This window comes from Bacillus sp. FSL R9-9497 (assembly GCF_038005805.1).
Lineage (GTDB): Bacteria > Bacillota > Bacilli > Bacillales > Bacillaceae_G > Bacillus_A > Bacillus_A cereus.
Genome location: NZ_JBBOTY010000001.1, coordinates 1,594,998 through 1,618,713, shown reverse-complemented (window position 1 = coordinate 1,618,713; position 23,716 = coordinate 1,594,998). Strand labels below are relative to the sequence as shown.

Genomic DNA, 23,716 nt, shown 5'->3' with positions numbered 1-23,716 from the left:
GCTATTATACTTCAAGTTCATTCGTCTGAATTAAATAGCGCATAACTTCAATTACAGCTACGTATAAATCTTCTGGAATCGTCTCATCTTCCTCGACTTGATAATATAAAGAACGAGCAAGCGGACGGTTTTCCACCATTGGTATTTCTTGTTCACGGGCAAGCGTTCGTATATATAATGCGAGCTCATCTTCCCCTTTTGCAACAACAATTGGTGCTGCATCAACGTGTTTATTGTAACGAAGTACGACCGAAATATGAGTCGGGTTGTTTACAATAAATGTTGCGCCATCCATCTTCTTCGCAATTGTTCCTTGCAAGATTGCATGCATAAAGTTTTTTCGTTTCCCTTTTACTTGCGGGTCCCCTTCATTATCTTTATGCTCTTGTTTCACTTCTTCTTTTTTCATCTTAATATCTTGCTCGTACTCCCATTTTTGATAAATGAAATCAATAATAGAAAGAACAATTAAAATAATTAAAATTGCTAAGAAAATAAATTTAATTTGCCTAATAATTTCAGTAAGTGACGCAGTCCAGTTAAATCCAATCATGCTCACGATTTTCTCTAAATTCTTTTTAAAAAGAACGTAAGCGACGTAACCGATTAATCCCATATAAAACAGTGATTTCAAAATATCTACTAAACTTTTACGACTAAACAGTCTCGTGAAATAGTTTTTCGGATTAATACGTGATGCTTTCGGTTTAATGACTTTAGAAGAAAATAGGAACCCGACTTGAATCATATAATTGAATAAATGAAAAGCGTATACGAGTATTAATATCGGAGCCGATACTTTCAGTAATAAAATCCCCATTAAATAAAAATACTCGGTTGAATCTGTATTTTTTCCAATTTGATCAAACAGCACCGCTACGGAATTCGCAATCTCATACCCTAGCCAATCTCCGAAGAAATAAACGACAACTGCTAATACGAGAATGGAAAATAAATTATTTAAATCTTTACTCCGGGCAATATTCCCTTCTTCACGCGATTTTTTACGCTTCTGCGGGGTGGCCTTTTCTGTTTTATTATCCTTTGCCATGCGCGTCCCCCTACTTCGTTAAGAAAAAGTTAAATAGTTTCGTATATTCTTCAAGTAATACATCCGTCATATTTTTAAACACATAACCGAGCATCGGTACACTCATCGCAATAAACAAAATACCACATGTAATTTTAATTACGTATGCATTCATAAAAACGTTTAATTGCGGAGCGTTTTTTGCAATTAAAATTAGAACAAAGTTAATGATGAATAAACTTCCCATAAGCGGAAGAGCAATTTCAACCGCTGATGTGATCGCAAATAATAGCGTTGCGAGTAGACTATCTAAAAAACTAGTCGTCAGCAATTTTGAAATCGCCTCTGTATATTGAAACGACTTTAAAATCGTGGCAACGAAATAATTAATGCCGCCAAGTGAAATAAAAATAATGAGAAAAAATATATCAAAAATGGTTGATAGTAAAGTAGACTGTGAACCCGCATTTACATCAAACAAACTTGCTTGTGATAAACCGATATCAAAGTCTAAAATATGCCCGGCCATTTTCGGAATGTTCCACAGCATTTCTACAATTTTTGAAAGTGATAATCCAATTACAATTTGCGTTCCTGCATAAGCTGCAACGTCCCAAACTGTCTTGATGTGAGAGACATCCACTTGATCAGCCACTGTAATTGAAAGAGCAAGTCCAACTGTAACCTTCGCCATTGCTGGAATGGATCGTCCTGAGAAAAACGGTAAAAAATATAAAAATGAAGTAATGCGGCAAAACGCAAAAAACGTTGCCGCCCATAATTCCATATTCATTTCAGTTCACCTATCTTAGTACGAACGCAATAGCGATGGGATTTTATCAAATAAATCTAAAATAAGTGTCGTTAACTCTTGGAACATCCACGGACCTAAAATGATAATAACGAGGACAATACTCGCCATTTTCGGTAAAAACGTCAGCGTTTGCTCTTGAATTTGCATCATCGCCATAATGACAGCGATGATAATAACGACAATCATACTTACGCCGGCAACCGGCATTAAAATCATAACCCCTTTATAAAAAAAGGTTTGAAAAATATCTATAATTGGTGACGTATTCATTTATATGACTCCTATCACATAGCATCAAACGCTTCAGGCGACCGTTTTAAACATAATGTCGACGATTTTTGTATATCCACCTAAATATACGAAAACGAGTATTTTAAACGGTAAACTTAAAATCATCGGCGGTACCATCATCATCCCGAGGTACATTAAAAGTGTACTAATAATCAAATCTATAAATACAAATGCTAAATAAATGAACATCCCTGTTAGTAAACCTTTTTGAATTTGCGTTAACGTAAAGGATGGTACGAGCGTAAATAGTGAAAGATCTTTCAAATCTTTCGGCAACTCTTCTCCGCGTACTTTCAGCATCATTTTTAAATCATGCTTATACGTATGCTTTGACATATATTCTTTCATAATAGGAGCTGTCGTTTCCGCAGCTTGACTTACTGTTATTTTCTCTTTCGTCATCGGATCCCACACATCACTCTTCAGTTGCCCAAGTACAGGCTGCATCGTAAAGAGTGATAAAAATAATGCAAGTCCAACAAGCACTTGGTTTGGTGGTAAATTCATTACCCCAAGTCCTTGACGTGTAATCCCTAGAACGATCATAAAATAAGTAAAATGTGTAAATAATAGAACGATAGAAGAAGATAATGATAAAAGGGTAACGAGCGCAAATAGTTGTACACTTGAATTACTCGTAAACTCTTTCCCATTTTCGAAATTAATAAAACCGTTCGGGGCTGCATACGCTGGATTTACAAAAATAATTGAAAAAACGATAGAAAATACGAAAATAACGGCTAATAATGATAACTGTTTCTTTATTCTCATGATGGATCCTCTACTTTTTTCGTCTCACTCTTCACCGCGTCTTCTAGTGCTTGTTGAAACTGATTTCCTGTTCCGGTTAATTGCACAGACTGCACACCGTTATTACTAATAACAGTGAACACTTGCTTTCCGTCCACTTCAAATAAAAAGGCACTCGTTTGATGATTTAAATAAACGCCGTCTTTTACTTGTATATGGCCATTTTCACCCTGCTTAAAAAACTGCTGTTTGCGCGTCTTTTTCGTCATATAATATGCACCGTAGCCGAGCGCACCAAACAGTAAAACGACTTGAAATAAGGTCGTCATATACGACATATGACTCCTCCTCTACTCTTTATCTTGCATTTGACTTTGCGCTTTCATAAGCGCCGCTTGTTTCTTATCAGCTTCAATTTCAGAAATGATAATACCGAATTTCTCGTCCATTACGATTGCTTCACCGATGCCGACTTTCATATTACTTAAATACACATCTACTTTATGTCCTAAGTTTTTCTCTACTTCAAGAACATCGCCAACTTTTAACTGCTTTACATCACCAAGTGTAATAGATGACTTTCCAAGCTTTACACCAAGTTCAATCGAAATATCTGAAACAGTATCAATATGTGCTTTACCTGCTTCATTTCGCTTTCCTGCAAAATCTTCTAATCCCATTAATGACACGGGAGATACTTCATGCTTCATATGGATCCTCCTACTCTACAAAACTTTTAAATAGGAGCGCCTTACGCGTTCCATCTTTTCCAATAAAACAATTAAATTTATGCTTTCCATCTACATAACCAAGTAATTCATCCGAAACTTTCGTATGAAGCGGAATAATATCGCCTTCTTCAATTTGTTCAATCTCACTCATTGTCATTTTCTGCTCACCAATCGCAACGTGAACAGGTTTGTACACTTGATTTACTTTCATTTCCACTTCAGACGTATACTTTTTACGCTTGTCTGAAGAATGTTCGACAATATTTTCAGACGTTAACTTATCCATAATTTCTTCAACAGATAAGAATGGAATCCCGATACGCACCGTCGTATTCCAAAAATCTGTTTTCATATTTACGTTAAGTAATGAAATGATATCGCTCGCTGTCGTAATCTTTAATGCATTCGGATCTGTTTCCGTCGTTACAAATTTCGGTTCAATCGCAACAACACTTTCAAATGATTGCTCTAAATTTTTACAAAGAAGCAAGAATATATTATCAAGCGTTAAAAACTCAAATGCTGTTAACGGTCTGCGCATCGTAAAGTTACGCTTACTATCTCCGCCAAGCCAACATTCATGAATATAAATAACGAATGCTAAATCAATCTCAATAACAATTTCTCCAAGCTCTGGTAAACCGAGATCAATTACACAATATAAATAATAATCTTTCGGCATTTTCTCCACATACTCACTCGTAAATGGAACTTGCTCAACCGTTGAAGGCTCTAGTTCAATTGGAATACGCATACGCGCTGATAACGTCTGTGACGTCTGTTTCCCAAACGTAGAAGCAATCGCTTGCAAACTACGTAAATGCTCAACACCGAACTTCTCTGGTCTATTAAAATCATACTCTTGAAATTTCTCTTGCTTTCCTGCTTCTTGTGCGAAAGCTGGCATTTCCTCGCCTTCATTTACCGCCTTCAGCAGGGCATCAATTTGCTCTTGGCTTAATTTTTCGCCACTCATGACAATCCCCTTCCCTACCTTTTCAATTCAACGATTTCAACGTACATCTTTCCATTCTTCGTCAAAATCTTTCCGGTTCCAATCTCTTCATTCTCAAGCATAAGACGCACCGTATTTTTCGTTGAATTTTCAAGACGATACAATGTACCTTTCGTAATATGAAGCAGATCTTCAATTTTCTTTTTCGTATTTCCGATTTCAAAATAAATTGTTAACGGAATATCATCTTGTAATTTCAAATCTAGCCAACTCCCATATCATGTTCACGAAAATTTCATGTTCTCTCTATATATGAAACTTCTTATTTTGAAACGTCGATATTTAATATTTTTTTAATATATCCTTGCGTTTCTTTAAATGGCGGTACGCCTCCGTACTTTCTCACATTGCCAGGACCAGCATTATAAGAAGCAAGTGCCAATACTAAGTCGCCGTTATTTTTCTTTAAATAACCGCTTAACTCTTTCACACCACCTTCAATACTTTCAGCTGGTGAAAAGGGATTCTTCACACCCATCTCTTTCACATTCGCTGGCATAAGCTGCATAAGACCCATCGCACCTGCATGTGACACCGTTTTCGGATTAAAATTAGACTCTACTTCAATCATTTTTTGAATTAACGTTTTCGGAATTCCATATGTACGACTTACTCGATCAATAATATCCTCATACTTGCCTTCATTGAAAGAACGTATTTTTTGAATATTATACTTCTTCGTTAATTCCCACGTATCAGCGGCCTCATTTTTCGTTTCTGGGAAACGTCGTTCAAACTCTTTTTGCGCAACTTGCACCTCATCTGCTTTCTTCGTTTCAGCCTTTTCTTCAGACTTACTCGCTTCCTCTACTTTATTAATAGTTTCTACCGGTTTATTAACAACCGCTTCTATTTTCGTAGATTGTACCGGCTGACTCATATCTTCTATGTTTGCCGGCTGCGTAGTAGCCTTCGTCTCCTTCGCAGGTTCACTCTGCAACTTCTCTTGAAAACGACTACTAACGAATGCTTGTGGACTACTTAGCCTTTGCTGAATTTGCCCTTTCTTATATGCAAGCACTTCTTTTACTATATTTCCAACTATCATAATATCACCTTTTCGGTAAACAAAGATAATCTAATATTAGAGTTTTTTTTTAAAGTTTGCAATAATCCTTTTAATAATTATGTAATAAAAAAATGAATATATTGTTAAACTGTTATTTTTTTATATTTATTAATTCGAATTTTTAGTTGACACCCGCTATGACAGGGATTACAATAAATCTCGAAATTGATTTTTTCGCATATTACCGTTTTTCAATTTGCAGAAAAGTCAATATAAAAAAATGGGGGTTCTTAATTATGAGAATTAATACAAACATTAACAGTTTACGTACGCAAGAATACATGCGTCAAAACCAATCAAAAATGAGCAATTCTATGGATCGTTTATCAAGCGGTAAACGTATCAACAACGCTTCTGACGATGCAGCAGGACTTGCAATCGCAACTCGTATGCGTGCACGTGAAAGCGGTCTAAACGTAGCAGCTAACAACACACAAGACGGTATGTCATTAATCCGTACAGCTGATTCAGCAATGAACTCAGTATCTAACATCTTACTTCGTATGCGTGACATCGCCAACCAATCTGCGAACGGTACGAATACTGATTCAAACAAATCTGCACTACAAAAAGAATTTGATGAATTACAAAAACAAATCACTTACATTGCAGACAACACTCAATTTAATGATAAGAACTTATTAAAAGAAGATAGCGAAGTTAAGATTCAAACACTTGATTCAAGTAGTTCTGAACAACAAATTGGTATTAATTTAAAAGCAGTTACTCTTGAAAAATTAGGAATTGATAAAATTTCTATTGGTGCTGTTGCTGGTGGTGCTGGTGCTGGTGCTGGTGGTACTAAAATTGAACAAACAGACATTGACGCAGTTACTAAAGGAATTGCTGACTTAACAAAAGATTCTAAGGATGCTGATGTTACAGCTATTAAAGATGCTTTTGCTAAAATCAAAGGTAGTATGGACCCTGCAGAAGCTACAGCAATAGATGATGCTCTTAATGCATTTAAAGCAGGTACAGCAACTGTGGATACTGTAAAAGATATTCAAGATGCTTTGAAAGGTGCTACACTTCCTAAAGCAACAGATGCAGCTGAAAAAGATAATGCTTTAGAAGCTGTTAAAGCAATTGATAAAGCTCTAACAACAGTTGCTGATAACCGTGCAACTCTAGGTGCTACATTAAACCGTCTTGACTTTAACGTAAACAACCTTAAGAGCCAATCTTCTTCTATGGCTTCAGCTGCTTCTCAAATCGAAGACGCTGATATGGCGAAAGAAATGTCTGAAATGACTAAGTTCAAAATCTTGAACGAAGCTGGTATCAGCATGCTTTCTCAAGCAAACCAAACTCCACAAATGGTTTCTAAATTATTACAATAAGCCATTTGATTTAGTTTCATGAATAAACCTCTCTGCTTGCGGAGAGGTTTATTTTTTTCTATATAGATAGATTATTTATAAAACTTTCTTTTTTTTGATGGAAGAAAGCATCTGCGGTGCATAGAAGCGGTTAGTGCTTATCTTGATCCCCTCTTATGCTAAAACACAAATAGCAAATAAGCATAAGCCTTTTTATCTTTTCATGACCTTTTATTAGCTTTAGAACACTAACTATATCAATCTATAAGGAGTGTCTATTATGCGTATTAGTACGAATGTTTTAAGTATGAATGCTAGGCAGTCGTTGTATGAAAATGAGAAGCGTATGAATGTTGCGATGGAGCATTTGGCGACTGGTAAGAAGTTAAACCATGCTTCTGATGATCCTGCAAATGTTGCGATTGTAACTCGTATGCATGCGAGAGCAAGTGGTATGCGTGTAGCGATTCGTAATAATGAGGATGCGATATCGATGCTACGTACAGCAGAAGCTGCCCTTCAAACTGTAACGAATGTTTTGCAACGTATGCGTGATTTAGCTGTTCAATCTGCAAATGGTACAAATTCAAATAAAAACCGTAATTCGTTAAATAAAGAGTTTCAATCTTTAACAGAACAAATTGGCTATATTGATGAGACGACTGAGTTTAATGATTTATCCGTATTTGACGGTCAAAACCACCCTATTACATTAGACGATATCGGTCATACGGTACATATATCAAAATCTATTTCCCCTTCCCCTACACAACATGACATCAAGATTTCAACAGAACAGGAAGCAAGAGCGGCAATTCGTAAAATTGAAGAGGCTTTACAAAATGTATCACTTCATCGTGCTGATCTTGGGGCTATGATGAATCGTTTACAGTTTAATATTGAAAATTTAAATAGCCAAAGTATGGCCCTAACAGATGCTGCATCTCGAATTGAAGATGCAGACATGGCGCAGGAGATGAGTGATTTTTTTAAGTTCAAATTATTGACTGAAGTTGCAATTAGTATGGTTTCACAAGCGAACCAAATTCCGAAAATGGTCTCTAAACTACTACAATTATAAAAATGAATCTTCCTTCTTTGGAACGATTCCATACAAAATAAAAGGGAAATACATATAAACTATGTATCTCCCTTTTATTTTGTACCCAAATTTTATTACTGTGTTACCGTCATAACTTGTCCGCTACGGTCAACCATTATTTTCATTTTTCCGTCTTGTGCATTATATAGCCCAAGTTTATGTAATTCCATTTTACAATCTTGTACGAAAGTTGGTAATTTACGAATTTGATCGATATCAGAACTTGTAATGAAATGAATTAAAAGCTGCGTCATACCTTTAATATCTTGTACAAGCTCTTCTTTCTCTCGTTTTAGCCTTTCATTTTCTAGTTGTAACGACTGCAATTCACCTTCTAGACTACGTGTATTCTTTGCTTCTCTAGAACGCCCTGCTGCCATGCTAGAAAGCTTATAAATACCTTCCATAAACTGATGTAGTTCGTCTTCTTTCCTTTCACTACATTGATTAATTGTTTCAAAGTTATCAACGATACCAGATATAACTGTTACAAGATTTTTTTCATCCTCTTTATGCTGGATTTCTTCTTTTAATTCGTACTCGTTTTCTTGTTTTCTTGCAACGATTGTCTCTTTTACTGGTATATATTTTCGCTTTCGTCCCGGTTTTTGTTTTTCAATATTTTCAAATGGTATTTCACGTTTTTTCAATTTATAATACGTATTTTGCAATTGACTTTCTGTTTTTGGAAAAAGATTTAGTTCATTTTTACTTACGTATTTTGAAATATTTAAAATGTTTAAACCGTGACGTTGACAAAATTGATACACTTCATACAGTAGCTCTAATTCAGACTTCAGCCATGTAATTGCTGATTTTTCATATGCTCGCATCCCGCCATTTTTTTCTATATCTATTTGAAATAATACCATTCTATTATGTAAATCAACTAACTCTTCATACTTTACTTGGAATTCTTTTTCTATTTTTTTTAATTCCGCTTCTAGTTGCATATCGTTCATTTTATTATTTGACATGTTTTGTAAAAGACCTAATACATTAATTGCTGTGTGGTGATACATAATCTGTGCCACTCCCCCTCATCCTTTCACAATTCTCATCTGACTCCCATGTCTTTTAAGAAAATAGCAATTTTTACATATCCATATTATAACAGTTCGAAATTATCTGTCAAATAATTAACATACAAAAATGTATAGAAAGTATAAAAATTTGGAAAATGTTTTTTTATTAATATGTAAAATTGCATATTAATTACATTTAATTATATTATATGGTATTTTGAATATTTTTTCACCGAAAAAATTTGCGTTACCACGAAATGTTACTCAAGTAATCAAAAAAATACGTTCACTTATATTTTTAAATCAAAAATCTCTAAATAAAGATTATTCACACATACAGCGACAAACACCCAAGAAACCTTTCATTTTTCTACCAGCTTAAAGTATAGAATACTAAAAAGGAATTAGCCATATGTAGCATTGGCTAATTCCTTCCTCTCTCTAACAGAATAGAGTTATAAACCCAGTCTTCAAATCCTCAATCAAAGTCTCACTTCTTCTTACCTAAAACTACTTCATACCTCTGAACTCACATCGCATGAGACTCTATTAAGCACTGAAAACTTCCTTACATAAGTAGTTCCTCTATTCCTACTAAATAGAAAAATGTTATACGCCAGCTCTTCTACTTACCTATAACCACTCCATATCTCTGGTCTCAACATCGCATAGGGCTCTATTAAGCACTGACCGCTCAACACTTAGCTAGAGCTTCTATTCCGGCTAAATAGAAGCTTTTAAAGCACTAACTTATCAACTAAACCAATTAGCTCTTGAATATCTGGCTTACTTACTTGAGCATTTGCTCCTACAGCTTCACCTTTATGGAATAATTCATTTGTAATTAATGAAGAGAAAATAATGACTGGTAAACGATTCATTACTTCACTATCCTTAACCACTTTCGTTAAATGATGTCCATCCATTTTTGGCATTTCAATATCCGTAATTAGCAAGTGAATATGTTCAAACATTTTTTCGCCTTGCTCTTTCGCTAATTTTTCAATTTGCGCTAACGCTTCTGCACCATTGCTGAAGAAGTTCATTTTCGTATATCCAGCTGATGATAATGTTTCTTCTAATATTTGGCGAAGCATTGCTGAATCTTCTGCAATATAAATTACTTTTTCAGCTCGATTTGTTTTTTGTTCTAACCCTGCAATTGATTTATTATCATAACCAGTGCCGCTAATTTCACATACAATTTTTTCATAATCTAATAGTAAGATGATTTTGCCATCTAGTTTTACAATACCAGATGTCGTTTCTTCTAGTCCCATAGATAATGAAGCTGGTTCATCAATTTGTTCCCACGAAATACGTTGAATACGATGTACTTCATCCACGCGGAAAATAACTTTCATTTGGTTTAATTCTGAGATGATAAATTTCGTTTGATCAAGTGGCTTTGTTGACTTTAAATTAAGAGCCATTGCCAAGTTAATAACAGGTAAAATTTCACCACGTACTTGAACAACACCTTCAACTGCATGATGAGATTCTGGCACAGTTGTAACAGGGAATGGATTAATGATTTCACGTACTTTCATTACATTAATACTAAATAGGTTTTCACCAACAGTGTACGTAACAATCTCTAATTCATTTGTTCCGCTTTCTAATAAAATACTTTGTGCTTGTGACATAAAGGTGTCGCTCCCCTTCCATTAATTCCGTATATCTAATTATTAAGCTTTATAAAAGAGAAAAAGTCAACTACCTATATAAAAAATATAGATAGTCGATCGATTCATTTTATTAAAAAACAATTAATCTTGTATAAACGAAGCAAGTGCTTCTAATAACACTTCTTGCGCCCCTACAATTTCTGTCGGCATTGCTTCCCATTTTTTCGAAAGCTCCGTCTCTACTCTTATTCTCAGCTCAGAATTCATTTCTGCTAGCACATATTCTTTCGTTGCTATATCAACATCAAGTAGCGCGAGTGCATATAATTCCGGGTCATTTATTTTTTCGAATAATCGCTTTAATACTACCGGTGCTATATGTTTTAATTTTTCAATATGAATTTCCTTATCCGAAAATAGTAACTCATATTGAATAAACGTAACATTTTCTTTAATCACTTTAAAATAACAATTATTTTTTTTATCATTCACAAAATAACCGTTTGGATCTGCGATAATACTTTCTACTTTACGAATTAAATCTGGCAAACTATTCGCCGCCATTACAGTCCGCTGCTCAACCTCACTCGGCGAAATGAATGTAACGCGATACTTATTTTGCGCCATCCTCCTCACCTCTCCTTTTATAAAAATCTATTGTCATATACTATCCAGAAGGCACTGTCCTACTATGAAATGATTATCTCATCCCCAACTATCTCAGTACGCCTCCATAGCTCTATTCTTACAACTAGGAGCTCTTCTGGACCATAACTGTTTATCCACACTAAACTTTGCTTACCTCTTCTTATACCACCCTAGTAACTCTCCATACCTTTGTCCTTACACACCAGTCGAGGCCCTATTAGGCACTAACCGCTCAAAAACAACGCTGGGTCCTCTCGTCAACCCTAAAAAGAGCTTTTTAGATTTTTTTAAGAACTTTTCAATAACTCTATGTTATTAAACCAAAACGCTATCTGCTGATCCGTAATATTTGGCAACATAACAAAAAACTCACGACACTTCATCTCATCCTTAAACAGTTGATACTTCCAAACAGTATCGCTACCAACACTTATGAAATAAAACTCATGGATACGGCCAATGATTGCTTGTTTTTCGCCAAATGAATACGGAGGCACTTGCTTAATTTCAAATTGATCTGGTAAATATACATGCTCTTCTCGTTCTATTTTTAATACTTGCTCGGCAAGTTCACGTTTATTTTTGAAAAAAGGCAATTGTAAAATTCGCTCTTGTCTTGTCATACGAATAAAAAACCCTTTCTACTCCATTACATTTTTTCCATGCGATATATTATCTAATTAAGTTTACAACTTCATTTAATACTTCATCTGAAACTTTAATTACTTTCGCATTTCCTTGGAATCCGCGTTGGTATAACATTAAGTCAACGAATTCTACAGATAAATCTACGTTAGCACCTTCTTGTGCACCACCGCGTACTTTACCTGCACCGTTTTGACCAGATGTACCAAGAGCTAAAATACCTGTTGTATTCGTCGCCGTATAGTTACCATTACCTGTTTTCATTAGTCCGCCTTCGTTCGGGAACATCGCAACAGCTAATTGACCTGCAGATTTCATACTTCCATCAGAATATTTTACCATTACGTATCCACCGTCAGCAATGAAGCAATCTTTAACCGTCGCTGCTGCTCTACCATCTACGTCTGTTACTGATAATGTTTTATCTGTTGGATGATTTGTTAAATGGCTTAAGTCTAATTTTATAGAGCCGCCATCAAATGGAATATTAGCTCCTTGCTCTTTCGGATTTGGATTTCCAACAGCATCAAATGTCATATTACCACCTGCACCTGGAACATCTTTAAACTCTGTTTCTTTTTTCGAGTCATTACGCATTTGCACTTTATATGTATAATTATGTTCGCTCGTTTGTTTAAACTCTACACGCATTGTCCATGTATTCCCCGCATTATCATATACAGGTAAATCTTGTGTGATTTGTTTTTCACCAGTTGGAATATTCCCTTTAATGGTCCCTTTCGATGTTCGAATACCACCAATTGCTGTTCCCATTGGAATTTGCAACGGTCCTGGAATTCCAGATAAATCAACTTCACCAGTTGCCTCATTTGCAGGGTATGCAAATACGTATTGACCTTCAGTATTCGTAATATAGTAATCTGAAGATATCCCAAACGTACCTTTACGAGTAAATTCCATATTTCCGCCTTTTGAATCACCTACAACGAAGAAACCATTACCTTCCATTGCGGCTTGTGTTTTGCCACCTGTTAACGTAATTGTACCATCACTATAATCCGTAACAGTACCACTCATTTTCACACCGTTACCAATACTTTTCGGATTCGTTCCTGCGTATTTACCGTCACCTTTTGCACCAATCGAATTGTTATATAGTAAATCATCAAACATTGCTTTTTGTTTTTTATAACCTACTGTTTGTGCATTGGCAATATTATTTGAAGTTACACTTAATGCATTTTGTGTTGCATTCATCCCTGTAATACTTGTATATAACGCTTTAATCATAACGTATGGACACTCCTTATGAATTTGTATTTTTTACTTCTTCAGTTACTTTTTGATCGTCTTTCTTTACGTCTTCTGGGTTCGTTTCCCCAATCGGTTTATCAGACACTCTCTCAACGAAACGAAGAGAGACAACTTTATTATTAATAACGAGCTGTACATCGTTATTTTCCGCAAGACGAACTGTTTCTACTTGACCGGTTACTTTGTTTCCGTCACCGTCAACACCTCTTACGTATTTCCCTAAAAACTTCATTCCACCATCAAGTGCTGTTGAATACATCGTTGATTGCAGCTTATCTACTGCTTTCGTCATATTCTGTACTTGTTCCATAAGAGATAACTGCGCTGTCTGATTCATCATTTGATTCATATCCATCGCATTAAATGGATCTTGATGTTGGAAACTTGATAAAAACAATTTTAAGAAATCATCTTTCCCCATTACCCCAGGAGTCTTTTGCGCTCCTGCTGAAACTCCATTACTTTGTTGCACTGGCGATTGTACACCATTAACAGGTACATTACTTTTTTGCGCTCCTGCTTGTAACGGAATATGATTTGTACTCGTTGTATTTAATCCAACTGTTGGCACGCTTTATTCCTCCAATAATCCCGCAAATTCTGTTGATTGTTGTTTTTCATGATTTGTATTTGCTAATTTCTGTTTTTGCCTTTGCTCTTGTTCTCGCTGTTCTTTACGATTTTCATCTTTATCTGAATAGCTAATTTGAATATTGATTTCTTTTTCTTTTAACTTTAATCTCAATTCATCAAAAATGATTTCAACACGTTTTTTCGCATCGTGTTTTTCCATTTCTACGTGAACGTCAATTTGATCTCCGTGTTTTTTCATAAACACTGTTAATGTACCAAGTTTTTCTGGATTTAACTGAAATAAAACACGTTCTTGTTTCACTACAAATTTTTGCAGCGCTTCTACTTGCGCTTCCATTTTCTTTCCTAAGTCAGGTAATGAAACTTTCTCAGCACCACTATTTGATTTCCCTATTTGTTCGGTACTCGTTGTTTTATTTAATAATTCTGCACCTGCAGAGCTCGAATCGTTTAATGCATCAACTTCTGGCAACTCTATCTTTGCATCATCGCTCTCAGCTTTCGGAAGATCTACGTCTTTAAACTCTTCTTGTTTCTTTGCAATATTACAAGTTTCTGTTTCTACAGCCTTCAATGCTTGCATCGCTTGCTCTGGCATCTTCATTTTGTCTAATACCATTTGCATTGTATCTTCTAAACATATAGCATTTTTGATATTCATATTTGAAAGAAGTTCTTGTAATTGTTGTAATTCAGCTACAGGTAATTCATTAAGTTTAATATTGCCATATTCTTTATATAGCTCTTGTATTTTTTGTATGTATTGATATAACAATTCCGGCTGCACATGTAATTGCTCAATTGCAACCATTTGCTCAGATACAGCTAATAACAACTGTTCTGTCTCTTTTTTTTCTTCTTTCTTTACAATTGGTTCTTCTTTCGTTACCGATGGTTTAGAAAGGTTATATTCTTTTTTCTCTTCTTTTGGTGCTTCTTCTCGTTTCGTTTTCTCCGTTTGCGGCTGTTTTTTATTTTCGATTCTCATCGTACGATCGAATGAAGAATCTTCATTTTTTGATTGTACTTCTAGCCCTTTTTCTTTTTGCGGAGGTAAACTTTGTCGCACCGGTAATACAGACTGTATCACTACATTCACCTCATCCATTCATACACATTTTCAAATCCAGAAGCATTTTTTCTTCCAGCTTTTCTTGTGCTTTCGCAAGCTTTTTGCAATCTTCTTGATACATCTCATCAATGACACGTTCTTTTTCTTTTACTTGCTCTAAAAGGCTTTCATTTTTTTGAATAAAACCTTCCGTTTTTTTAATTTTTCGATTCCATTCTTCTATTCTTTCAGGTGAAAACGTATGTGAAGAAAGCATGCCAGCCATAATACGTTGCCCAGTTTGTACGACTTTACTACGCGATTTCACAACATATAAATCATATTCTTTTTTTTGTTCTATTTTTCTTTTTTCAGCTGTTAATTCATACACTTCTTTTAAAATATGTTCTTTTTCTTGGTTTATTTGCAATTTTATTGTGTCGTACTGCTGTTTATCCACCTGTTTTCATAGCCCCTTTCTATTATAACGTTCTCTTTTTCTATTATATAGTTTTTTTCCAAAAAAATCTGTGAAATATTAAAAAACAAAAAAATAAGACCTCTTGGGCAGAGGCCTTATACTATATGCTGTATCGCTTCAACGATATCATCAAATTGGAAACTATCCGATCGACCTTGCTTTAAAAATGTATTTATGCCTTCTACTTTATTTTTACATTCAAAAATATAAGCATTTTCTTCATTTTCTTGAATCGTTCCTAGCTTAAAATACAATTCATTTTCTTTATAAATTGATAAAATCCTTCTCATTTCATTTGCAAGTTGCCAATGATGTGGCGAAACAATTTCTTCCATAATCCTACTTACTGAATCTAATACTGAAATTGCAGGATAATGACTAAGCGTTGCAAGCTCACGCTTTAATACGATATGTCCATCTAAAATACCACGTGCTAAATCTGGTACAGGACCATTTAAATCATCCCCATCAACAAGCACCGTATAAATACCTGTTATAGATCCCTTTTGTGTTTTTCCGGACCGCTCTAACAACTTCTTCATATAACTTTCCATTAACAGTGTTTTACCACCAATCGGTAACTCTTTAACAGCAATATCAACACTTCTTCGTGCATCGGCAAAACGAGTAACAGAGTCCATCATAAGTAATACGTTATTACCTTGATCACGGAAGTATTCAGCAATAGACGTTGCGAGTTTCGCTGCACGAAGTTGCATAAGATGACTTTCATCTGACGTCGCTACAACAACGACGCTTTTTCGCATACCTTCCTCGCCTAACTCTTTTCGAATAAAGTCTTTTACTTCCCGGCCACGTTCCCCTACTAAACTAATAACATTTATATCAGCTTTTGCATTTTTTGCTATCATTCCAAGTAAAGTTGATTTACCAACACCTGACCCAGCAAAAATACCAATCTTTTGACCGATACCAATTGTTAGCATAGAATCAATTGATTTTATTCCTGTTTCAAATACATCGGTAATCTCTTCACGTTCAAATGCATGTATAGGTGGTGCATCTAGTTTTATTTTCTGTAATGGAATGTTTTCAGCTTCCTCATTTAACACTTCACCATTTGCACTTAACACTTTTCCGAGCAAGTGATTACCACGTGGTACAACAACATCTTCTGAAACTAATGTCACTGAATCTCCATAACATACTTTTTCTGTCTGTTCAAATGGAAGTAGCATATTATTTTCTTTTTCAATGGCAATCACTTCACATAAGACGTTATGTTCTCCAACGAAGCAAACATCTCCAATCTTCGCTTTCGGCCCTTTTGCTACGAAAAACTGTTCTTGTACACTATGAACTTTGCCTACTTTCGTATACAGCGGTGTTTTAATAAACTTATTCCATTTTTCGTTCTCATTCATTAACAGGCGGCTCATACATTTTGCTCCTCAAATAACTTCTCTTCTTCCCATTTCTGACGAAGTTTCGCAAATATAGGTGCAAATTTAAATTCAAAGAACTCTTTCTCTTCTTCCAGAACAAATTCACCAAACTGCAGGGAGAAATCATATTTCCATTCTACTAATTGTAGTAACCAATATTCTTTCGTATTCTCCTTCTCTTCTTGAATACGTTCAAACGTTTCTGGATGTACTGTAATGATTAATTTTTCAAACGAAGTTGGCAATGTTTGCACGATGCCAGTTAAAATAGGTAACACATCAAGCAATCGTGAATCTACCGCTTGATTCACGATTTTTTCTGCTAGATGAAAAGATTGATCCCATAATAACTCTGTCCATTCATACGCTATTTCTTGTTGTTCTTTTTGAAATTGCACACGCGCTGCTTCCATCTGTTCCATTTGCTCATGAATATGCATTTGAAATTGTTCTTTATCTTGTAATAACTGCTGCCGCTCTCGTTCTAGCATTTGCTTCTCTTGCCTTAGCTGATTCATTTCCATATGTAATGATTCTTGCTGGGCGCGAAGTTCTGCATGATCAGCTTGTAATTCTTCCTCTTCTATTTGAACTGAAGCTGGTTTTGGAAATTGTAATTCATACGTTTCTTCAGAAAAAGAAACAGAATTCTTCGGAATTCTGTTTTTAAATAAGGACATCCTCTTCACCTCTTTGAACGATAATTCTTCCTTCTTTCTCTAGCTTTTTCACTGTACCAGTGATCGTTTGCTGCGCTTTTTCAGCATCCGTCATCTTAAGCGGTCCTAAGCCATCTAATTCTTCTAGAATCATCTCTTTACGGTTTGAAGACATACATGTAAATAATTTCTCTTTAATTTCTTCTTTTGCAATTTTAAGTGCTTTCGCAAGAACACCGTTATCTGTAATTTCTTCTAATACACGGCGAAGCGCAAGATCTTCAAGACCAAGTAAGTCTTCAAAGACAAACATATTTTCTTTAATTTTCTCAGATAACTCATAATCGACTTCATCCAGCTTTTGAAAGACTGTTTTTTCAACACCTCGTGAAACATTATTTAAAATATTTACGATTGTTTTCAAGCCATCAGTTTTATTAATTGCACTAAATGCCATATTATTTAATTTCGATTTTAACAACTCACCAATTTGATTAATTAACTCACCATCAACTTGTTCTAGTTTCGCTATACCCATTACCGTTTCAACGCGCTTATGATCTGGCAATCTCTCAATTAATTGAGACGCAAGTTGCGGTTTAATATAAGAAGCGATAATTGCAATTGTTTGTGGTGACTCATCATTAAGCACTGTAAGAAGTGGCTCTAAATCTGTAAGTGAATTTAAGAACTCAAACGGATTATCTTTGTTATACCAAAGATCTTCCAATAATTTTTCCAGTTCGTCTTCTGGCATGTTTTTAAATATGCGACGAATGTATTCTTTATCTGGAGTGACTAAGTTCAATTCTTTTACATTTAGTTCATATAAGAACTCTCCTAGTACATTTTCTAACGTTTCTGGTTTGTATACACGAAACTTTGCGATTTCACGAAGTAATACTTCTTTTTCCTCAGCTGTCATATATTCAATGACTTTTGCTGCCACCCCTTCTTCTAATGTACGAATAAGGATGGCAGCTTTTTCTTTGGAGGAGATTTCATCTAGCATCGTTGTTCCTCCCTTACTGTCCGTTTAACCATTTTTTAATTACTTTTGCAGTTCCTTCTACATGTTCTTTCGTAGCATCCTGCACTTGTTCATCTAACGTTGGTTCTTTCGGTTCTTCTGGTTCAGGTTTTGGCTCTGGCACTATTTTTTCTTCAGGAATTTCCAAGATACTTTCATTACTTGCAGCAATTTCCTCTTCTGCTAAGTATTCTTCATATTCCTCTTCTTCTTTCTTTCTCTTACGTCTTGCTAATAAGAACCATACTAGGCCACCAATCGCTAATAAGGCAGCTGTAATTCCACCGAATAACCACCAGTTCATACCACTTTTTTCTGGCTCTGTCTCTTTTTCTGCTTTCGGCTGATCGAACTGAACAGTTACAACGTTAACTTGACCATTTATAAAGTTACCGTTCGGATCAGCTTGAAGTCCTGCCGCTGTTCCGATTGCTTCTTTAAAAGTTGTCATATCAATTCTACGTTTTACTAGCGTATCATTATCTACCCATACAACAACATTTGTTTTCGTTAATTCTGGGTGTTTCTTAATTGTTTCAACTGTTTTATCTATTTCATAGTTTTCGATTTTGTTACCATTTTTATTATCATAGACAACTTTACCATTTTGATTATTGTTCGTACCGTAGTTTGGCACTTCACCGTTCGCTGTAATACCAGCACCTTGCTTCGTATCTGCCCCTTCTTGCGCAGTAGAGCTTTCCTCTTGCTCTTGTTTACTACGAAGTACACCTTTATCACCATACTTTTCTGACTGACGTGTAACTTCATCGTAGTTTACAGATACTTTCGTATTCACTTTATATTCATTCGGTTTAAACATCGTCATTAACGTTGCATCAATATCTTGCTTTAATTTACCTTCAAGTTGGTGCTGCATCTCTACTTCTTTCTCATAAGAAGAGGAACTACTAGAATGTGCTTCATCTGCTCCTTTTGAGATAACACCTTTTTTACTATCAATAACACTTACTTCTTCTGCTTTCACACCAGGAACCGCTGCACTAATCATTTGCTGTATACCCGCAACTTGATCAGCTGTTAACAATTGTCCACGCTTCACTCCAACCGTAATCGCCGCTGTTCCTTTTGCTTTTTCTTCATCAAAAATTGTCTCTTTTTCAGGCAATGTAATTTGAACATTTGCCGTTTCAACTGTCGCAAAATTTCTTACAATATCTTGCTCCAATTGCTTCTTCGTACCGACAATTTGCTTCATTTTTTTATCTTGCTCACTTGAACCGAGAGAGCTTTCTAATAAAATTTCCTCACCGCTTTTCGAATTAAACGGTAAGCCCATCCCATTCATTTCTTTTCGAACCCATGGAGCATCATTCTTTTGCACACGAATCGAACCATCGGCCGCTAATTGATAATCGACACCTAACTTCGATAATTCTGCTGTAATCTCTTGTTTATCTGTATCATTTAAATTTTGATATACAACAACATATTTATCTGGCAAGGTGAAGTATAAAAGTGCTCCTGTTACAATCGCTAAAAGCGCAGCACCAATTACTAACTTATGCCACGTTTTTAACGATTGAATAACATTTTTCATCTTTTCCATTTAAACACACCCGTCCACTTTCCTAAATTTGCATATTAATTAGTGACTTATAATTTTCAATAAGATTATCACGTACGAGAGCAGCTGTTTTCATTTGAGACTCAGCTTTCTTTTGCTGAATTAAAACGTCATGTGTTTCTCCTACCCCTTTAGTTAGTAAATCATATACTGCTGTTTGCGCATTGTTTTGCGTTTGATTCATATCTTCCAATAAATCAATAAACTTTTTCCCCTCAACTACAGATGTTTGAGAAGTTTTCGGTGCACCAATTGACTGAATTGCTCCAAATGGTTGTGTATGTAACATTGGTTGAATTTTCATATTACTATCTTCCCCCTTATCCTCGGCCGATTTCTAAATCTTTATCAAGCATTTTTTTATTCGCATTTAATACACTCGTATTCGCTTCATACATTTTTTGAGCAACCATTACATTCGTCATTTCAGCAGTTACATCAATATTGGGATAACGCACATATCCTTCTTCATTTGCGTGCGGATGCGTCGGATCATACACTAAATTTTCCGTTTTGTCTGCTTCAATACTTTTTATTTTTACTCCGTTAGTAGGAGCCCCATCTAGCATACTTGCAAAACTATTGTTTGATTCTAGCACCACACTACGACGCTCATATAAATCTGCCCCCGGAGCCGCCGTCGTATTTGCATTTACAATATTGTTAGAAGTAACTTCCATCCACTTTCTCGCTGTCGTTAGTCCTGAGCCACTTGCATTAATTGCCTGAAACATCCGTTGTCTCTCCTTCTACTTTTAACGTCCGCGTGCCGCTTGGTTAATTGCATATTGTGTATTAATTGCGTTAACTGAAATACCGTATAACTGATTTGCTTTCATTAAATCTAGCATTTCTGTCGTTACATCCACACTATTTCCGTCTTTATTCGTTTGCATTGATTTTGTTTGAATCTTTGCATATGTATTTTTCGTATTTACTGTCGGCAAGTGCATTTCATTCGTTTGATATAAATCTGGATTGCTCTTTAAATCAGCCGCATTGTTTTTATATAATGCACTACTTTTATTCATCTGCTCAGCAAATGTTACATCTTGTGCTTTATAGCCAGGTGTATTCGCATTTGCAATATTACTAGAAACCGTATTTCGTTTCGTCACTAAATAATTCATATAATGGCTTACATCACTCACTAAATCTGGCATATTCCACACCCTTCCTTTTCTAACTTAATGATCCACTGATAGAAGTTTCACTTCATTATTTATTTTCTTATATGCATTTATTAAAATATTTACTATTATGTACCCTTACATATTTTATTCCATTTTTTCATTGTTGTCTTTAGAAAAATATAAAAATATAAAAAAGAATGCAAAAAACTGTATACACACGGTAATCTATAGAACATTTCAATATATAAACTAAAGTCCATTTTTCTATTATTTAGATTACAATTATTATTTCATCACAGTCATAAAATGAAACCTCAATCAGCGGGTTCTTTATGTAAACGAAGGAATAGACCCCCTTTTAAAAGGGGAACCTGTTTCCAGACGTTATTATTAATATTTACCGTAAAATGAATTAGCCTTCATTCGCCCATCATTTGTCATAATCATTTCTTCCAAAATCTTTTGCTTATCCCGAATATGCTGTGCTGCCTTAATAATGAACGGGCTTACCTCCGCCGCAACTTGTGCACGCGTTTCTTCATCCAATGTCATCATCCAGCGATTTAACATCTCACTCTTCTCAGCAAACTCTCTGTCTGACACTTGCAATTCACCGATTTCATTAAAACAGCTGACAAACGTCCGATAAATATCATTGTTCATTTTCAAGTGCTCCGCGGTAACCGTCTATTAAATCTTGTAACACTTTCACAATTGCATCAATATCTTTCGCTTCACGCGTTACTTTCATCGTTTGAATTTGAATGCTAATCCAATCATATAAACCATAGAGACTATCATATAAATCTTTCGTAATCTCAGGATTTAATTGAAGCTTTAGTTCTTCAAAAATACGTTCTAATTTTTCAAGAAGTGCGTCCCCTTCTTGAAGTTTAAAAGTATGTAAAAGTTCTTCTAAATTACGAAACTCTACAATACATCTTTCATAAATAAAAATTGTATTTTTAATCGGATTACTCGTCATAATATCATTTTGCATATAACGTTGCCATGCTTGCATACAATCACTTCCTCAACTTTCATTAATCATCACTTTTTTGTTTTGTCATTGCTTTAATTGTTTTTAGTTGGCTATCAAGCGCCGCCAATGTACTCTCTAGCTTTTGATACTTCTTCACGATTTCATCTTGCTTTTGCAAGTTTTGCGTCTCAATATCTTTAATCTTTTTATCTAAATCACTTACACGTGAGTCAATGTTTTTAACTCTCTCGCCGACTACACCTTTATCACCGAATAGTTTATCAAGCGGTTCTTCCATCATTTTTCCTAAACCGTTAGAACTAAAGAAAAATTGCTTCGCTGCATCGGGTTTTTCTTTTAATGCTTGTGTTAATTTTTCATCATTAACTTCCATCGTTCCATCTTGCTTTAATTGAATACCAAATGTGAATAAATAATTACCATCTTGAGAAAATGTTACGACATTGTTCATTGCCTGACGTACACTTTGCATAATAGCTTGACCTTGGAAAGCTCCACCTTTTCCAGCAAAGATATCTACTGTAGAAACAGCTTTATTATAATCAGCTACCATTTTTTTAATAACATTCGATGCGTCTGTTACGTTTGAGTCATTTACTGTAAATTTTAGATCTATACCTTTTGCTTTTGGATCTGTTGTTGTACTAGCATCTGGCGCTCCTTCTACTTTCGGCTCAGTTACCTTTAACAACTCAATTTTCACACCAGGAAGAGCTTCAATTGTATTAGTAGAACCTTCCCCTTTGATACCATTAATAGTATACATAGCATTTTGTGCTTCATTGATTGTATTGAGCGCTGTGCCATCCGCCTTAGCTAAACCCATATCTTGAAATAGTGTAGATGTGTTCGCCTCAAACTTAATCTGTCCATCTGTTCCCTCTTTTTTCGAGGTCATGAAAATTTTATTTCCAAGTGTATAAGCTGATACGCCATAATCTCCATCATTAATCTTATTAATTAAATCTTTATATGTCATATCAGTTGTTACTTTTAATTCTTTACCACCTAGTTTTAATGTTTCATCTTTAGGAAGTTTCGCATTTATATCTTTAATTTCATTAGAAGCTATTTGATGACGTTGCGCGAGCTGTGTAATTGTCATATTAAAAGTTCCTGCAATCGCACCACCATCTGCTTTTACATTAATATAACCTTCTTGTGTTGTCGTTACTTTTTTCTCATTCCCTTTAAAAGCCGCTAAGTTTTTAAACGTTTGTGTGAAAGAACTAAATTCTGATTTTAAACTTGTATATAATAATTTATCATTTGTAAGGTCGTTCTTTTCTTTCGTATATGGTGTTTTTCTCATATCTAACGCTTGCATTTCTAATTCTACTAGGTTAGAAGTATCGATCATATTATTTCCGAGGTTCCAAATTTGTTGTCTACCACCAATACCTGTCATCGTTGTTCCTGCCATTTT

General features: G+C 35.1%; 29 protein-coding genes. 2 read left to right on the top strand and 27 right to left on the bottom strand.

Going from position 1 to position 23,716, the window contains the following annotated elements; translation table 11 throughout:
* Window positions 1–4: 4 nt before the first annotated feature.
* The 9 genes from flhB to MKY21_RS08410 all read right to left on the bottom strand — a co-directional run bounded on the left by flhB (window position 5) and on the right by MKY21_RS08410 (window position 5,679).
* Window positions 5–1,051 (bottom strand): flagellar type III secretion system protein FlhB, encoded by a 1,047-nt coding sequence (flhB, locus tag MKY21_RS08450; RefSeq protein WP_001040114.1) that lies wholly within the window; start codon window positions 1,049–1,051, stop codon window positions 5–7.
* A 10-nt stretch (window positions 1,052–1,061) separates the two neighbouring features.
* The gene (locus MKY21_RS08445) at window positions 1,062–1,823 is read right to left on the bottom strand and encodes a flagellar biosynthetic protein FliR (RefSeq protein ID WP_001055718.1); all 762 of its coding nucleotides are present in this window, start codon (window positions 1,821–1,823) and stop codon (window positions 1,062–1,064) included.
* 15 nt (window positions 1,824–1,838) lie between these two features.
* On the bottom strand, window positions 1,839–2,114 hold the full coding sequence (locus MKY21_RS08440) for a flagellar biosynthetic protein FliQ (protein WP_001098085.1): 276 nt from the start codon (window positions 2,112–2,114) through the stop codon (window positions 1,839–1,841).
* Between the two features lie 33 nt (window positions 2,115–2,147).
* Complete coding sequence (locus tag MKY21_RS08435) at window positions 2,148–2,906, bottom strand: flagellar type III secretion system pore protein FliP (protein ID WP_001220582.1); 759 nt, start codon at window positions 2,904–2,906, stop codon at window positions 2,148–2,150.
* A complete protein-coding gene (locus MKY21_RS08430) occupies window positions 2,903–3,223 on the bottom strand; it encodes a hypothetical protein (RefSeq protein ID WP_000121176.1) in 321 nt (106 codons plus the stop codon). Before MKY21_RS08430 ends, MKY21_RS08435 begins: the two co-directional genes overlap by 4 nt.
* A gap of 12 nt (window positions 3,224–3,235) precedes the next feature.
* Window positions 3,236–3,595 (bottom strand): flagellar motor switch protein FliN, encoded by a 360-nt coding sequence (fliN, locus tag MKY21_RS08425; RefSeq protein ID WP_000680010.1) that lies wholly within the window; start codon window positions 3,593–3,595, stop codon window positions 3,236–3,238.
* Window positions 3,596–3,605: 10 nt separating this feature from the next.
* Window positions 3,606–4,592 carry a flagellar motor switch protein FliM gene (gene fliM / locus MKY21_RS08420; RefSeq protein ID WP_000012356.1) on the bottom strand — a complete coding sequence of 329 codons (987 nt, stop codon included), beginning with the start codon at window positions 4,590–4,592 and terminating at the stop codon, window positions 3,606–3,608.
* Window positions 4,593–4,606: 14 nt separating this feature from the next.
* Window positions 4,607–4,831, bottom strand: a complete 225-nt coding sequence (locus MKY21_RS08415) for a flagellar motor switch protein FliN (protein WP_000775712.1) — start codon at window positions 4,829–4,831, stop codon at window positions 4,607–4,609.
* Window positions 4,832–4,893: 62 nt separating this feature from the next.
* On the bottom strand, window positions 4,894–5,679 hold the full coding sequence (locus MKY21_RS08410) for a lytic transglycosylase domain-containing protein (RefSeq protein WP_341075904.1): 786 nt from the start codon (window positions 5,677–5,679) through the stop codon (window positions 4,894–4,896).
* 257 nt (window positions 5,680–5,936) lie between these two features.
* Here MKY21_RS08410 and MKY21_RS08405 point away from each other — a divergent pair, with 257 nt between their 5' ends.
* Window positions 5,937–7,043, top strand: a complete 1,107-nt coding sequence (locus tag MKY21_RS08405) for a flagellin N-terminal helical domain-containing protein (RefSeq protein ID WP_088867714.1) — start codon at window positions 5,937–5,939, stop codon at window positions 7,041–7,043.
* A 259-nt stretch (window positions 7,044–7,302) separates the two neighbouring features.
* Window positions 7,303–8,103: a flagellin N-terminal helical domain-containing protein gene (locus tag MKY21_RS08400; RefSeq protein ID WP_341075898.1), complete on the top strand. Its 801-nt coding sequence runs from the start codon at window positions 7,303–7,305 to the stop codon at window positions 8,101–8,103.
* A gap of 95 nt (window positions 8,104–8,198) precedes the next feature.
* Here the strand turns inward: MKY21_RS08400 and MKY21_RS08395 are convergent, their stop codons facing one another.
* From MKY21_RS08395 to MKY21_RS08310, 18 genes are all read right to left on the bottom strand, one after another.
* Window positions 8,199–9,146 (bottom strand): DNA-binding domain-containing protein, encoded by a 948-nt coding sequence (locus MKY21_RS08395; protein ID WP_000274675.1) that lies wholly within the window; start codon window positions 9,144–9,146, stop codon window positions 8,199–8,201.
* A 740-nt stretch (window positions 9,147–9,886) separates the two neighbouring features.
* On the bottom strand, window positions 9,887–10,795 hold the full coding sequence (locus MKY21_RS08390) for a chemotaxis protein (RefSeq protein ID WP_341075896.1): 909 nt from the start codon (window positions 10,793–10,795) through the stop codon (window positions 9,887–9,889).
* A gap of 123 nt (window positions 10,796–10,918) precedes the next feature.
* Entirely contained in the window at window positions 10,919–11,404 is a 486-nt protein-coding gene (locus MKY21_RS08385) for a hypothetical protein (protein WP_000068301.1), read from the bottom strand.
* A gap of 308 nt (window positions 11,405–11,712) precedes the next feature.
* On the bottom strand, window positions 11,713–12,048 hold the full coding sequence (locus tag MKY21_RS08380) for a DUF3964 family protein (protein WP_086392183.1): 336 nt from the start codon (window positions 12,046–12,048) through the stop codon (window positions 11,713–11,715).
* Window positions 12,049–12,097: 49 nt separating this feature from the next.
* Entirely contained in the window at window positions 12,098–13,321 is a 1,224-nt protein-coding gene (locus MKY21_RS08375; RefSeq protein WP_000588321.1) for a flagellar hook protein FlgE, read from the bottom strand.
* A gap of 16 nt (window positions 13,322–13,337) precedes the next feature.
* Window positions 13,338–13,916: a flagellar hook assembly protein FlgD gene (locus MKY21_RS08370; RefSeq protein WP_086392182.1), complete on the bottom strand. Its 579-nt coding sequence runs from the start codon at window positions 13,914–13,916 to the stop codon at window positions 13,338–13,340.
* A gap of 3 nt (window positions 13,917–13,919) precedes the next feature.
* The gene (locus tag MKY21_RS08365) at window positions 13,920–15,029 is read right to left on the bottom strand and encodes a flagellar hook-length control protein FliK (RefSeq protein WP_137070144.1); all 1,110 of its coding nucleotides are present in this window, start codon (window positions 15,027–15,029) and stop codon (window positions 13,920–13,922) included.
* 10 nt (window positions 15,030–15,039) lie between these two features.
* A complete protein-coding gene (locus MKY21_RS08360; RefSeq protein WP_000360855.1) occupies window positions 15,040–15,450 on the bottom strand; it encodes a hypothetical protein in 411 nt (136 codons plus the stop codon).
* Window positions 15,451–15,566: 116 nt separating this feature from the next.
* On the bottom strand, window positions 15,567–16,871 hold the full coding sequence (gene fliI / locus MKY21_RS08355; protein WP_044796752.1) for a flagellar protein export ATPase FliI: 1,305 nt from the start codon (window positions 16,869–16,871) through the stop codon (window positions 15,567–15,569).
* Complete coding sequence (locus MKY21_RS08350; RefSeq protein ID WP_000051690.1) at window positions 16,868–17,557, bottom strand: FliH/SctL family protein; 690 nt, start codon at window positions 17,555–17,557, stop codon at window positions 16,868–16,870. The genes fliI and MKY21_RS08350 overlap by 4 nt, the downstream gene beginning before the upstream one ends.
* Window positions 17,544–18,548 carry a flagellar motor switch protein FliG gene (fliG, locus tag MKY21_RS08345; protein WP_000883364.1) on the bottom strand — a complete coding sequence of 335 codons (1,005 nt, stop codon included), beginning with the start codon at window positions 18,546–18,548 and terminating at the stop codon, window positions 17,544–17,546. The genes MKY21_RS08350 and fliG overlap by 14 nt, the downstream gene beginning before the upstream one ends.
* A 13-nt stretch (window positions 18,549–18,561) precedes the next feature.
* Entirely contained in the window at window positions 18,562–20,136 is a 1,575-nt protein-coding gene (locus MKY21_RS08340) for a flagellar M-ring protein FliF C-terminal domain-containing protein (RefSeq protein ID WP_086392180.1), read from the bottom strand.
* 22 nt (window positions 20,137–20,158) lie between these two features.
* Complete coding sequence (gene fliE / locus MKY21_RS08335; protein WP_000701672.1) at window positions 20,159–20,458, bottom strand: flagellar hook-basal body complex protein FliE; 300 nt, start codon at window positions 20,456–20,458, stop codon at window positions 20,159–20,161.
* Window positions 20,459–20,474: 16 nt separating this feature from the next.
* Window positions 20,475–20,888, bottom strand: coding sequence for a flagellar basal body rod protein FlgC (gene flgC / locus MKY21_RS08330; RefSeq protein WP_000484680.1), 414 nt, complete (start codon window positions 20,886–20,888; stop codon window positions 20,475–20,477).
* Window positions 20,889–20,909: 21 nt separating this feature from the next.
* A complete protein-coding gene (flgB, locus tag MKY21_RS08325) occupies window positions 20,910–21,317 on the bottom strand; it encodes a flagellar basal body rod protein FlgB (RefSeq protein WP_001113109.1) in 408 nt (135 codons plus the stop codon).
* A gap of 360 nt (window positions 21,318–21,677) precedes the next feature.
* The gene (locus tag MKY21_RS08320; protein ID WP_001058088.1) at window positions 21,678–21,950 is read right to left on the bottom strand and encodes a hypothetical protein; all 273 of its coding nucleotides are present in this window, start codon (window positions 21,948–21,950) and stop codon (window positions 21,678–21,680) included.
* Window positions 21,940–22,308, bottom strand: coding sequence for a flagellar export chaperone FliS (locus tag MKY21_RS08315; RefSeq protein WP_001149516.1), 369 nt, complete (start codon window positions 22,306–22,308; stop codon window positions 21,940–21,942). The genes MKY21_RS08320 and MKY21_RS08315 overlap by 11 nt, the downstream gene beginning before the upstream one ends.
* 22 nt (window positions 22,309–22,330) lie before the next feature.
* Window positions 22,331–23,713, bottom strand: coding sequence for a flagellar hook-associated protein 2 (locus tag MKY21_RS08310; protein ID WP_044796755.1), 1,383 nt, complete (start codon window positions 23,711–23,713; stop codon window positions 22,331–22,333).
* Between the last annotated feature and the right edge of the window lie 3 nt (window positions 23,714–23,716).